Origin of the sequence: Microterricola gilva, assembly GCF_004217495.1 — a bacterium.
In the GTDB taxonomy this organism is placed as follows: Bacteria; Actinomycetota; Actinomycetes; order Actinomycetales; family Microbacteriaceae; genus Microterricola; species Microterricola gilva.
Window position 1 is genome coordinate 1983075 of sequence record NZ_SHLC01000001.1, and the last position, 12005, is coordinate 1995079.

The 12005-nt window shown below is 67.4% G+C and carries 14 protein-coding genes; 6 read left to right on the plus strand and 8 right to left on the minus strand.

The window, feature by feature from the left end; translation table 11 throughout:
• Nucleotides 1–127: 127 nt before the first annotated feature.
• Both EV379_RS09275 and EV379_RS09280 read right to left on the minus strand, forming a co-directional pair.
• Entirely contained in the window at nt 128–961 is an 834-nt protein-coding gene (locus tag EV379_RS09275; RefSeq protein WP_130505889.1) for a flagellin N-terminal helical domain-containing protein, read from the minus strand.
• A gap of 118 nt (nt 962–1079) precedes the next feature.
• A complete protein-coding gene (locus EV379_RS09280; protein WP_130505890.1) occupies nt 1080–1889 on the minus strand; it encodes a sigma-70 family RNA polymerase sigma factor in 810 nt (269 codons plus the stop codon).
• A gap of 250 nt (nt 1890–2139) precedes the next feature.
• On the opposite strand from EV379_RS09280, the gene flgN reads away from it, so the two are divergent.
• From flgN to EV379_RS09305, 5 genes are all read left to right on the plus strand, one after another.
• Complete coding sequence (gene flgN, locus EV379_RS09285; protein WP_341273531.1) at nt 2140–2682, plus strand: flagellar export chaperone FlgN; 543 nt, start codon at nt 2140–2142, stop codon at nt 2680–2682.
• A gap of 10 nt (nt 2683–2692) precedes the next feature.
• Nucleotides 2693–4108 carry a flagellar hook-associated protein FlgK gene (flgK, locus tag EV379_RS09290; protein ID WP_130505891.1) on the plus strand — a complete coding sequence of 472 codons (1416 nt, stop codon included), beginning with the start codon at nt 2693–2695 and terminating at the stop codon, nt 4106–4108.
• A 3-nt stretch (nt 4109–4111) separates the two neighbouring features.
• A complete protein-coding gene (flgL, locus tag EV379_RS09295) occupies nt 4112–4996 on the plus strand; it encodes a flagellar hook-associated protein FlgL (protein WP_130505892.1) in 885 nt (294 codons plus the stop codon).
• On the plus strand, nt 4993–5367 hold the full coding sequence (gene fliW, locus EV379_RS09300; RefSeq protein ID WP_130505893.1) for a flagellar assembly protein FliW: 375 nt from the start codon (nt 4993–4995) through the stop codon (nt 5365–5367). Before flgL ends, fliW begins: the two co-directional genes overlap by 4 nt.
• Before the next feature lie 334 nt (nt 5368–5701).
• Nucleotides 5702–6625 (plus strand): hypothetical protein, encoded by a 924-nt coding sequence (locus tag EV379_RS09305; protein ID WP_130505894.1) that lies wholly within the window; start codon nt 5702–5704, stop codon nt 6623–6625.
• A 106-nt stretch (nt 6626–6731) separates the two neighbouring features.
• On the opposite strand, the gene EV379_RS09310 is transcribed toward EV379_RS09305, so the two are convergent.
• From EV379_RS09310 to EV379_RS09325, 4 genes are all read right to left on the minus strand, one after another.
• On the minus strand, nt 6732–7232 hold the full coding sequence (locus EV379_RS09310) for a glutathione peroxidase (RefSeq protein WP_130505895.1): 501 nt from the start codon (nt 7230–7232) through the stop codon (nt 6732–6734).
• Between the two features lie 38 nt (nt 7233–7270).
• Nucleotides 7271–7747: a VOC family protein gene (locus EV379_RS09315; protein ID WP_130505896.1), complete on the minus strand. Its 477-nt coding sequence runs from the start codon at nt 7745–7747 to the stop codon at nt 7271–7273.
• Nucleotides 7748–7890: 143 nt separating this feature from the next.
• Entirely contained in the window at nt 7891–8655 is a 765-nt protein-coding gene (locus tag EV379_RS09320) for an aggregation-promoting factor C-terminal-like domain-containing protein (RefSeq protein ID WP_242616302.1), read from the minus strand.
• 613 nt (nt 8656–9268) lie between these two features.
• Nucleotides 9269–9772 (minus strand): nitroreductase family deazaflavin-dependent oxidoreductase, encoded by a 504-nt coding sequence (locus EV379_RS09325; protein ID WP_130505897.1) that lies wholly within the window; start codon nt 9770–9772, stop codon nt 9269–9271.
• Nucleotides 9773–9872: 100 nt separating this feature from the next.
• On the opposite strand from EV379_RS09325, the gene EV379_RS09330 reads away from it, so the two are divergent.
• On the plus strand, nt 9873–10574 hold the full coding sequence (locus tag EV379_RS09330; RefSeq protein WP_242616303.1) for an HAD-IA family hydrolase: 702 nt from the start codon (nt 9873–9875) through the stop codon (nt 10572–10574).
• Here the strand turns inward: EV379_RS09330 and EV379_RS09335 are convergent.
• Together EV379_RS09335 and EV379_RS09340 are read right to left on the minus strand one after the other, a co-directional pair.
• Complete coding sequence (locus EV379_RS09335; RefSeq protein ID WP_130505898.1) at nt 10531–11364, minus strand: hypothetical protein; 834 nt, start codon at nt 11362–11364, stop codon at nt 10531–10533. The two genes, EV379_RS09330 and EV379_RS09335, sit on opposite strands and share 44 nt — an antisense overlap.
• A complete protein-coding gene (locus EV379_RS09340) occupies nt 11361–11894 on the minus strand; it encodes a hypothetical protein (RefSeq protein WP_130505899.1) in 534 nt (177 codons plus the stop codon). The genes EV379_RS09335 and EV379_RS09340 overlap by 4 nt, the downstream gene beginning before the upstream one ends.
• Nucleotides 11895–12005: the final 111 nt, after the last annotated feature.

Consider the following 12005-nt stretch of genomic DNA (forward strand, 5'->3'; position numbering starts at 1 on the left):
GTACGGAGTGCACGAGGGCCGGTGACGGGATCACGACAGGTCTGTCGCGCCCGGCACCGGCCGTCGTCATGGTGCTGTCCTACTGAACAGCTCGTTGCTGATCGGTGCGGCTTGTGGCCGCGGCCGACTAGCGGAGGAGCTGAAGAACGCCCTGGTTGGACTGGTTCGCCTGCGCGAGCATGGCGGTACCGGCCTGCGACAGAACGTTCGAGCGGGTGTACTTGACCATCTCGGAGGCCATGTCGGTGTCGCGGATGCGCGACTCGGCAGCCGAGAGGTTCTCCTTCGACACGTTGAGGCTCTTGATGGTCGACTCGAAGCGGTTCTGCTGCGCACCGAGGTCGGCGCGAGCGGTCGAAACGGCCGTGATCTGCGTGTCGATCGCGGTGATCGTGGTGAGCGCGTTCGCTGCCGACGAGAAGCCAGCCGCGGCGAGACCGGAGACGGCGGTGCCGACTGCGAGCACGTCGAAGGTGGTGACGCCGATCTGGTCGTTCGCGGCAGCGTCGCCGGCGCCGACCTGGAAGGTCAGCGTCGTTGCGGCGTTCAGCAGGTCGATGCCGTTGAAGTTGGTCGAGTTGCCGATACGCGTGAGCTCAGAGCCCAGCGCGGTGACCTCCTTCGCGATGGCTCCACGCGAGTCAGCGTTGTTCGAGTCGTTACCGGCCTGAACGGCGAGGTCACGCACGCGCTGCAGGATGGAGTGCACCTCGGTCAGGGCGCCTTCAGCGGTCTGGATGACGCTGATGCCGTCCTGCGCGTTGCGAGCGGCGACCGTGAGGCCACCGACCTGCGAACGCAGACCCTCGGAGATCGCCAGACCGGCAGCGTCGTCGGCCGCACGGTTGATGCGCAGACCACTGGAGAGCTTCTCCAGCGACTTCGACAGGTCGTTCTGCGTGATGGACAGGTTGCGGTACGAGTTGTTGGCCGCAATGTTGGTGTTGATCTGCATACCCATGATGAATTCCTCCGTGAGTGGGTTCTGTACACCGGCCCATCCGTGGGCCAGTACTCAGAACAATCGGCGGCCTGGCGGCATCCGTTAGGGATTCAGTCGGGAAGTTTTTCTGGCGGCGTCAGCCGACCTGGCTGATGAAGGCGGCGGCTGGCCGGCCACGCGTGCCGGCGAGGTGGTCCTCGAAGCGCGAGAGGTAGGCCGTGCGGCGGGCCGCGCTCAGGCGCACGTCGGGCACCGCTGCCGCGTTGGGCTCATCGGAGTAGTGGGTGCCCAGGCCGTCGCGAATCAACCGGATCGCCTCTGAACGCTGCTGCGAGACGGCGGAGTGCGTGATGCCGAGCTCCTCGGCGACCTCCTTGACGGAACGGTCGTCGAAGTAGATGGCACGCACGATCAAGGCCATCCGCTCCGGAAGGGCGTCGACGGCGGAGCGCACGACGCGCTGCCGTTCGTCGATGAGCAACGACTCCTCAGGGGAGGTCATCTCAGAGACGAGGTATTCGGCGGTGCTCTCGTCGATCGTGGTCACGGTGCGCGCGGCGTCCGACAGCGCAGCCGCCGCCGTCTCGCGGTCGACGCCCATGGCGGCGGCGAGCTCGTCGACGCTGGGGGTGCGCCCGAGACCGGCGGTCAGCGTCTCGCGGACGGAGACGGCCTCCGTGATCCGCTTGCGCGCAGAGCGGGTCGCCCAGTCGCTCGAGCGCATCTCATCTGCGAAGGCACCGAGGATTCGCGTCCGTGCATATGCACCGAACGGAATACCCCGGCTCTCATCAAAGTTGTCTGCACAGTTGACAAGCGCCAAGGCGCCGGCCGACGCGAGGTCATCCCGTGAGAGGTGGCTGGCCCTGGCACAGACGTCGGCGACGAGGTAGCCAACGAGAGGGAGGTTGGCGACAACGAGTTCATTGCGTTCCGCACGATTCACAAATATCAATTCCTGCAGTTGTGGCAGCGTGCAGGGTCACGCACCGTTTTCGGACGATTGACTCGGGTAGGCGGGTCAGCTCCTCGGGTGTTTTCAACCGTAACAACGCCGACTTCCCGACACGCGCGACCGGACTCCCCCAGTGAGGGTGTCCTCCACAATGCCGACCCCTGTTCGGGGCGGAGCCCCTTTCAGCCCGATTTCACGGCCGCCTCACTAACATGATTGGGAAGGCTGCCGAGAGTGTGTTGTGACCAGAACGGTCACCGCATTCCTCCCCGACAGCACCCGACAGAAAGGCGAGCCAGTGGGCGTCAACGAGCTCTCCGCAGTGTTGTGGCGCGAACGCGAGCTGCTGGAGCTGTTGCTCTTCAAGCTCGAGGAGGAGCAGCTCCTGCTCACCGCAGGCAAATCGCGCTGGGTAGGCCACGCGAGCCGCGAGGTTGAGCAGGTGATGAACCGGCTTCGGGATGCCGCACTCGGCCGTTCCGTCGAGGTCGCCGATCTGGCCACGGAGTGGGGCTGCGCGGAGGACGCGTCGCTGCGCGAGATCATCGGTGCGGCGCCGGCCGGGCCGTGGCAGGACATCTTCACGGCACACCTCACGGCGATGACCGAGCTGACCGGTCAGATCCGGGAGGTGCGAGACGTGAACGAGCAGTTCCTGCGCACCGCCGTCCGCGGTGTGCAGGAGACCCTCGCGGGAGTCGAGACCGTCTCCGGCACATACGACGCCAGCGGATCAGCACACCACGCGGAATCCTCTTCCCTGCTTTTCGACGAGAAACTGTGAGCCAGCGCACGTGAGCACATTCAGCGGCCTGAACACCGCATACCGAGGCCTCTCCGCCGCCAAGGCCGGGATCGACGTCTCCGGACAGAACATCGCCAATGCGCGCACGGAGGGCTACACCCGCCAGCGCCTGACGACGTCCGCCATCGGTGGGCCGGCGATGGCCGGAAAGTTCTCACTCGGCGTGCGCCCGGGCGGCGGCGTCAACATCGACGGCATCGCCCGGCTCGGCGATGTGCACCTCGACGCCAGGGTCAGAGCCGCCGCAGGCGTCTCCGGCTTCAGCGCCGCACGGGCGACCGCGTTCTCCGGTTTGGAGTCCGCGCTGAACGAGCCGGGCGACAAGGGCATCTCCACGCAGCTGGACAAGTTCTGGGCGTCGTGGCAGGACGTGGCGAACGCCCCTGGCGAGGCCGCGCAGGGCGGCGTGCTGTTGCAGCAGGCCGGCGCACTCGCCAAACAGCTCTCCACGACGTACACCGAGTTCGACAACCAGTGGTCGCAGTTGCGCGGAGAGGTGCGCGACCTGACGGCCGAGCTCAACAGCGCCGCATCCCAGCTCGCGGACCTGAATGGCCGCATCCGCTCCGCGACGGCATCCGGCGGCTCAGTGAACGAGCTGCTCGACCAGCGCAGCCTGCTCACGACCACGATCGCGGCCATCGCCGGCGGTACCGTGCGCGATGCCGGCGACGGGACAATCGACGTGTACATCGGCGGGAACGCGCTGGTCACCGGCACGACAGCGCGTACGGTGAACGTGATCGGGTCGAACACGATGGCCGGAGCCGCGGGAAGCCCGGTGACCCTCGAGTGGGCGCACCGGCCTGGCTCGGCGATCGCCCTCGACGGCGGAGAGCTCGGCGGCGCCGTCTCGATGCTGGCGCCCGCGGCATCCGGTGGACCGATCGCGAAGGGTGCTGAGACGCTCGACGCCTTCGCACAGAAGCTTGCGGATGCCGTCAACACCGTGCACCGCACCGGGGCGGTCGCCGATGGCAGCACCGGCCACGACTTCTTCGCCTTCGCCGCTGGCAAGCCGCTCGCGCAGGGCCTCACCATCGTGCCGACGGGTATCGCCGACATCGCCGCGGCCAAGCCGGGCAACGGCGGGCTCGACGGCAGCATCGCCGACGCGATCTCGCAGCTCGGCGAGGGCCAGGGCTCGCCAGACACGTTCTGGTCGAACTTCGTCGTCGAACTCGGCGTGACGACCCGCTCGGAGACCCGCCAGGCCGATCTGGCCGCGCTCGCGACGAACTCGGCCGTCGGGATGCAGCTGGCGAACGCATCCGTCGACATCGATGAGGAGAACGTGAGCCTGCTCATGTACCAGCACGCCTACCAGGGCGCAGCCAGGGTGATGACGGCCGTTGACGAGATGCTCGACGTGCTCATCAACCGCACAGGACTCGTGGGAAGGTAAGCAATGATCAGCCGAGTCACCCAACAGACCTCGATGCTCGCCGCGCAGCGGAATTTGCAGTCGAGCGCTGGGCAGCTGGCCAAGCTCCAGGACCAGGCGATGACGCGCAAGGCGTTCTCGCGTGCGTCGGAGGACCCGAGCGGCGCGGCCGACGCGATGCGCATCCGCTCGCAGCAGCGCGCCAACGACCAGTACAGCCGCAACATCGACAACGGACTCGGCTGGGTCACAACGATCGATTCGACGCTCACCGAGAGCAACGACGCCATGAAGCGGGTGCGGGACCTCACGGTGCAGGGTGCGAATGACGGCGCCCTCTCCCCTACAGCCAAGGAGGCGATCGCGGTTGAGCTCGACAGTCTCAAGGAACAGCTGCTCGGCCTGGCCAACACGCAGTACCTCGGCCGCAGCGTCTTCGCGGGCAACTCGAGCGATGGCGTGGCGTTCAATCCCGACTTCAGCTTCACCGGCGCGGCAGGCAGCACGGTCGAGCGCCGTATCGGCGCTGACACCACCGTGCGCGTCGACGGCGACGGCGCCGCGGCGTTCGGCGTCGGAGCCAACTCGGTCTTCGCCCTCATCGACACCATCGCGACCGAACTGCGCGCCGGCACCAACATCGGCGCCCGCCTCGGCGACATCGATCAGCGCATGAACGCGCTTCGCACAGAACATTCGGCGGTCGGCAGCCGCCACGCGCTCATCATGCGCGCCGAGGAGACAGTGATGGACAAGACCGGATCGCTCGAGGCGCAGCGCGCCGCCGTCGAAGACATCGAGCTCAGCCGCATCATCCTCGACCTCAAGGCCCAGGAGATCAGTTACCAGGCCGCGCTCGGCGTGACCGCGCGCGTGCTGCAGCCGACGCTGATGGACTTCCTGCGATGAGCGCGACACTGAGCTTCATCGCCCCTCCGCCCGGCTTCGAGCCCAGCCTGGAGTTCAGCTTCAGCGCGGTGGACGACACCGTCGGGCTGTTCACGCTGTCAGCCGTCGACGGCGATTCGCGTCGCGTGTTCGTGCTGGATGCCGCGATCTACCTGCCCGAGTACATGCCCAGCCTCAGCCAGGCGCAGAGCGAATCGCTCGGCCTCGCCTCCGGCGACGACGCCCGCGTCTACGTGGTCGCGAATCCAGCGGAATCCGGCACAACGGTGAACCTGCTCGCCCCGATCGTGGTGAACGCCGCGACGAACGCCGCGGCGCAGGTCATCCTCGATGACCGCGACTGGCCGCTGCAGGCGCCGCTCGGCGCCTAGCCGCGGGCCTCCAACTCGTAGTATCGGCTCTCGTCGCGCGCCGAACTCGTAGAAACCGCTCCCCCCGCGCGCCGAAGACCGCCGCTTCTTCGAGTTCGCCGCATCACACCGGGCTCCGTGCTGCGGGGCCACTGCTCGCGCGCTCCACCCCGAACTCGTCGAAACTGCTGCTCTCGCGCGCCGAAGACCGCCGCTTCTTCGAGTTCGCCGCGGTGCCGCTCGAAAGCGGCTGCGACGTGAGCGCCTCTTGTGCACAGCAGTCTGCGATACCCGCGGCATCCACAGATTTCGTACAGCGGACCCACGAGGTCTGATCGCGCGGCAGTCTCGCGCTATGAACACTCCGCTCCCGAGGGCACTCCGCGTCAGCGGGTTTCGAGTGGCGGAAGCCCAAGCGCTCGGCGTCGGGCTTGGTCGTCTGCGTTCCGCGGATCTTGCTCGCCCGTTTCACGGCGTGCGGAGCCTTCCGACGGGTGCGGATCCGCTGCTCGCGCGGATCGATGCACTCCGTACCGTACTTCCGGATGCCGCGTTCTTCACCCACCAGACGGCGGCACTCCTGTACGGCGCACCGCTCCCGCTCGCATTCGAAGGCGGGCCGCTCCACGTCGCGGTCGTCGCGCCGCTGCACCCCTCGCGGCGTAGCGGCGTGGTCTGGCACGAGTCGAGCGAGCCGATTCCATTGCGCCAACGCGGAACGCTGCTGGCAGCGGCGCCTGCCCGCGTGTGGTGTCAGCTGGCCGGGCTGCTTTCACTGTACGACCTGGTGGCCGTTGGCGACTATTTCGTCACGGGCGATCATCCCATTCGGCCCGGGCGTGCTCCGCTCTGCACTCTCGCAGAGCTTCGGGACGAGGTCGCCAGATACGGGTCGCGCCGGAATGCGAGAGTGCTGCGGCAGGCGTTGAGTCTGGTTCGATACGGGCCGCTCTCCCGCCCCGAATCGCATACTCGGCTTGTGCTCATCGGCGCCGGGCTGCCCGAACCAGCCCTCAATTTCGAGGTCGCGCACCCCGTGCGCCACAAGCGGTACATTCTGGACCTCGCTTACCCAGAGCTTCGGCTCGGGCTCGATTACGAGGGAGACCATCACCGGAGCGATGCCGCTCAGTTCCGCAAGGACATTCGACGGCGTGAGGAGCTCGCCGAGCTTGATTGGACCGACATCAGAGTCACCGCCGACGATCTCGAGTACTTCCAGGAGGACCTGATCACCCGGGTAACGCTGCATCGCGAGCGCGCGCTCGCTCGCGACTGAGGCTTCGAGCGATCACGCACGTCGAACTCGAAGGAACGGCGCGGTCGCGCTCGCGCAGACAACAGTTTCTTCGAGCTCGCGGGGTGAACCCGCCAGGCGGGAAGCGCTAGTTTGCGGGGCGCTTCGCGGGCAGCCCGGCCTCGATCGCCGCGATCACAGTCGGGTCGTCTGGCTTCACTGCAGAGCGGAAACGCGTCATGGTGCCATCGGCACCGATCACGAACTTCTCGAAGTTCCACTTGACTCGACCGGACTTGCCTGCGGCATCCGGAACCTCATGCAACGCCTCGTAGAGCGGGTGCATGTGCCTGCCGTTGACCTTGACCTTCTCGAACAGCGGGAAGGTCACGCCGTAGTTGATCGTGCAGAAATCCTGGATCTTCTCGCCGTCGCCAGGTTCCTGACCGGCGAACTGATTGCACGGGAATCCGACGACGGTGAGTCCATCCTGGCCGTACTTCTCGTGCAGCGCCTCGAGTTGGGCGTACTGGGGTGTGAAGCCGCATTTCGATGCAACGTTCACGACCAGCACGGCGCCGTCGCCGAGCTCGTTCAGTGTCGTGGTGCGCCCGTCAATCGTGGTCAGAGGGATCTCTCGAATGTTCACCGTCTCAGCGTACGCGGATTTCAGGCGCAAACGGCCGGTCACGCGGCCGTGTATGCCGCTTCCAAGGCTGCGAGGTCGAGCTTGCCCATCGGGAGCATGGTCTGCATGACCGCACCGGCCTTGGCCGGGTCGGGATCGCTGAGGAGTTCAGAGAGCCGTGGCGGAACGACTTGCCAGGAGAGTCCGTACTTGTCTTTCAGCCAGCCGCATCGGCCCGGCTCGCCGCCGTCGGCCGTCAGCGCGTCCCACAGCCGGTCGATGTCGGCCTGGGTCGGCGCGGCGATCGACAGCGAGATCGCCTCGGTGAAATTGAACGCCGGCCCGCCGTTCAGCGCCTGCAGCCGGAGTCCGTCGAGTTCGAACTCGACGACCATCGCCGTCCCGGCCGGAACGGGCGCGCCCTCGCCGTACCGCGAGACCTCGAGAATGCGCGAACGCTCGAAGATCGAGACGTAGAAGTTCGCGGCATCCTCGCCCTGATCGTCGAACCACAGGCAGGGTGTGATGTTCTGCATGGCATTCCCTCTCACATCGTCGTGATGGTCAATCCCCCGCAGAACAGGCTACGCCGCCTCGATGCGGCCCGCAGGGTTTCCTGCCGGCCGATCGAGACGGCGTAGTGGGCGTCACGCCCAGAGTTGTGCCGAGCGGATGCCGCTTAGTACCAGCCCTGCGCCTCCGAGGTGTCCCACGCGCCGCACGGCGTTCCGTAGCGGCCGGCGATGTAGCCGAGGCCCCAGGTGATCTGGGTCGCCGGGTTGGTCTGCCAGTCGGCGCCGGCGGAGGCCATCTTGCTGCCTGGCAGGGCCTGCGGGATGCCGGCTGCGCCGCTGGACGCGTTGTACGCGTTCACGTTCCAGCCGGACTCCTTGTTCCAGAGCGCCACGAGGCAGCCGAACTGGTCTTCGCCCCAGCCGTACTGGGCGGCCATCAGATCGCGGGCGATCGCCTGGGCGCCGCTCGGGTCGGTGGGGGCCGACGGGTGGGAGCCGGACGAGGAGCCGCTTCCGGCCGATGCGGCCTTCTCGGCGGCAGCGGCTTCGGCTTCTGCGGCTGCAGCAGCTGCGGCGGCCGCAGCAGCTTGCTCCGCAGCGACACGGTCGACCTCGGCGGTGGCGGCCTGTACGCTCGCGGCCTTGCTCTTGGTCGAGTCCACGAGGGTGAACACGCGGCCAGGTGCGAGCAACTCGAAGTTGCTGAGCGCGGCGACGGACGAGGCGAGGTCGCCGGCATCCGTCTTACCCTCGGCGGCGGCCAACACTGCGCTGGCCTCGTCGATCGTGATCGACGCCGCACGTGCGGCGTGCGCCTCGGCAACGGTCGTGTACGCGGCGAGCTGCTCACTCGCGAGTCCGGTCGAGGTGGTCAGTGCGGCGGTGGCCGCGACGCTCTCGGCGTGGGCGACGACCGTTGACTGCAGCACGAATCCGGTTCCGGCAACCGCGCTGATCGCGACGACTGCTCCTGCGACGAGGATCTTGCTGCGACCCCGGCGGCGTTTCAGTCTCTGAACGCGGGTGGAACCGGTGTTGGTCGAGGGCGAAGAAGGGCGAATCGTTGATGAATTTGAGTTAGGCATGACTTTCACAAAGCGAGCCGCTCGAGATCGTGCACAGAGCGACTCTTGATCTATGGCCCTCGGGCGGGGGTCCCCGCGGGCGAAGTTGACAGTATGCAGACGGTGTCTGCGCAGATCATCCGCATTGCCTGTGAATGTCATCACAGTTCGGCAACGGTCTCGAGGAATTGTGCTTGCGGGGCAGATGCCGGTTTCTGCGCGAGTCTCGAGCGCACCGCCCGGGCCGTCCGCGCGCATCGCGGGGCCGGCGAGGCTGCAGCATGGACCCGTTGGAAACCAGCACTGATCAGCATTTACCCGGAATTTTGCACCGATGCGTGGTGTGCGCTCGGTGGCGGATCCCCTCTGCGCTGACCGAGCAACGCGATCGGGCGTGAGCCGCGGCGCCGGCGGCGTGATTCGCCGCCGTGACGATTCGCCCCGAAAACCACACATTGATGGGATTCGGAGGTTGAGGCTAGTTCTGCGGCGGCTCCCCCGGCTGCAGGCGCAGCCGGAACAGACGCACGATGCGGCCCGATTCACGTTCGTATCCGCGGTAGCCGGGCCACTGCGCCTCGATCAACTGCCAGGCCGCGTCGTGTTCTGCCGCGTCGAGCAGTTCGGCGCGCACCGAACGGCGACGCCCGCGCACCGAGATGGCGGCATCCGGATGGGCGATCAGGTTATAGCTCCACGCCGGATGCCTGTCCCGGGCGAAGCTCGTGCCCGCGATGATCGCGTTGCCGTGCCCATCCGGCGTGTACATGAGCTCGGTGGCGCGTTCGACGCCCGACCTCGCGCCGACGCTGTGCAGCACGAGCGACGGTACGAGCAGACCGCTCAGCTGTGCGCGTCCGCCGCTGAGTCGGGTGAGCAGACGCTCGAGCACGGGCAGAACGGTGGGCGCCGCCCAGCGGAACAGGCGGGTGCGGGTGAGCGGAGCGACAAGACTGCGCACTGCGGTGACGACGGCGTCCATGCCAGCATTCTGCACTCCTGCGCCGCGCACCGGCCGATACGCCGCGCGTGGATATCGGCTGGACCCACGAAGCAGGCGCGCGGGCGGGCAAGATGGGGTGATGACCGAAGACCCGACCGCCCCAGCCGCTCATACCCTCGAGACCCGTGGCTTCTTGTTCGACATGGACGGAACACTCGTCGACTCGACCGCGGTCGTCGAGGCCACCTGGGCAGGATTCGCGCGGCAGCATGGTGCCGATCTCGTTGAGCTCCTCGCCGTCTCGCACGGGCGCAAGGCGGAAGAGACGGTCGCCCGCTTCGGTTCCGCCGGCATCGACGTCGACGCCACCGTCGCAGAGCTGGTCGCACTCGAGTTGGGCGCGGTCGACGGCATCGTCGAGATTCCGGGCGCCGCCGCCTTTCTCGCTGCGCTGCCCGCCGACAGGGTGGCGCTCGTCACCTCGGCGCCCCGCGCGCTGGCCGAGGCGCGCATGCGCATGATCGGGGCAGCGATGCCCGCCGTAATCGTTGCCGCCGAGGACGTCGTGCACGGCAAGCCGGCCCCGGACCCCTACCTGAGCGCGGCGCGGCAGCTCGGTCTGCACCCCGACGACGTCGTCGTGTTCGAAGACGCGGATGCCGGCCTGGCATCTGCACGCGCGGCCGGCATGCGCGCCTACGTCGTCGGCGCGCTCGAAAGCGCCGAGACCGTGGCGCTCCCCCGCGTGCGCGACTTCGCCGAGCTGCGGCTTGAACAGTGCGGTGACGCGTACCGGCTCAGCATCCGGGGCCGCGCGGGTTCTCCAGACACGAACCGCTGACCAGGACCGTCTTCGCCGACTTCACCACCACGGGCGCGGCAGACCCGGCAATGCCGACGCTTCCGGCGATCGGCCGCCACGCGCCGCCGGCGAAACGGTACTCGGCCGTCAGCTCGACACCGACCGTCACCGAGTACTCGCCGCGCGCGCCGTAGACATGGCTGGTACTCGTCGTCGAGAACTCCGGCAGTCCGAGATCCGCCCAGCTCGCCCCGCCCGTCGCGGTCCGGCCAGTCTGCGAGTCGCCGTAGTCCCAGGCGAATGCCGTAGGCGTGAAGCGCACCTCGGCCGGGAACTCGAGAAGGCTACCGCCGACCTCCTCGACGGATGCCGCGGCCACCAGATTCATCGGAAGCCCCTTCACGGCCCACCCCGCCGGTTCCATCAGAGTCAGCACCGGCGGCGTCGCGCGGAACGAGGCGATGTCACTCCACGTCACGAGCAACTGCGGATTGCAGATGTCCGGCGCGGACGTGCACCGCGTCGGCGGGCGGTTATCGTTCGGATCCGTCTCCTCGGGGCTGAGCGGCGCCGGTGGCGCGGGAGGCAACGGGAGGGCGGCACCGCCCTCCGAGTCGCCGTCGGGCTCCCCCGCACCGCCGCCCGAGTTGCCGCCGGCTGTCAGATCGACGCCGCCCGGCGCGAGTTCGGGGCTGATGTCGATATCGCACGTGCCTTGTCTAATCTCCAAGAGCGAGCAAGCGTCGCCGGCGCTGGCAGAAGTGACAGGAGTCAGCGACAGGGCGGCCACGATCAGGAGCACGAGAGCGGAGCTCTGCAAGAGCTTCATGAGCAGAAGCTCCCCTCCTCCCAAAGCGTCTTCTCCGCCACTCTTAGGCCAGATTGGACATCGCCAACGATCGAGATGAAGTACGGGATATGAACTGGACGATTGGGCAATGCCTGTGACTCCCCGACCGCATCAACCAGATCAACATCGGACAAGTCATCACAGACGTAGAGTCCAACTTCTACAGCCCAGAGCTCGCTGGATCGAACTGACTGCAATCGATACGTCGAGAATCTTGTTTCGCCGGTAGCACGTAAATTCCTTGCCAGAAAGTCGGCCGCTCCAGTCAACTCGTACTCCAGTGCCTGCCCAATGGCGAAACTGCGCATCGCGTTCGGTGACCGCCCGCCATCGGCCAACATTGCGTCACTCGCAGCGAGGTACGCCGCATACGCCGCCTCGGCCGCGGCCAGCGCCTCCTCGTCCGATGCGAACAGTGGCGCGGCGGCATCCGTCGGCGAGGGCGTCGGCACGGGAACCGGCGAGGCGGCACACCCCGCGAGGACAGCCACGACGAGCGCGCCGAGCATCGCCCGCACCACACGCGCCCGCAGACTCCGCATGCGAACACCGTAAGCCAAAACGGGCTGCGCGCGTCAGAGTTATCCACAGTGCGGCCATCGCGCACGAACGCGGCACCA

Coding starts and splice junctions, on each gene's coding strand:
- EV379_RS09275 (WP_130505889.1), bottom strand. CDS start 961: ATGGGTATGCAGATCAACACCAACATTGCGGCCAACAACTCGTACCGC.
- flgL (WP_130505892.1), top strand. CDS start 4,112: ATGATCAGCCGAGTCACCCAACAGACCTCGATGCTCGCCGCGCAGCGG.
- fliW (WP_130505893.1), top strand. CDS start 4,993: ATGAGCGCGACACTGAGCTTCATCGCCCCTCCGCCCGGCTTCGAGCCC.
- EV379_RS09305 (WP_130505894.1), top strand. CDS start 5,702: ATGAACACTCCGCTCCCGAGGGCACTCCGCGTCAGCGGGTTTCGAGTG.
- EV379_RS09315 (WP_130505896.1), bottom strand. CDS start 7,747: ATGCAGAACATCACACCCTGCCTGTGGTTCGACGATCAGGGCGAGGAT.
- EV379_RS09325 (WP_130505897.1), bottom strand. CDS start 9,772: ATGGACGCCGTCGTCACCGCAGTGCGCAGTCTTGTCGCTCCGCTCACC.
- EV379_RS09330 (WP_242616303.1), top strand. CDS start 9,873: ATGACCGAAGACCCGACCGCCCCAGCCGCTCATACCCTCGAGACCCGT.
- EV379_RS09335 (WP_130505898.1), bottom strand. CDS start 11,364: ATGAAGCTCTTGCAGAGCTCCGCTCTCGTGCTCCTGATCGTGGCCGCC.
- EV379_RS09340 (WP_130505899.1), bottom strand. CDS start 11,894: ATGCTCGGCGCGCTCGTCGTGGCTGTCCTCGCGGGGTGTGCCGCCTCG.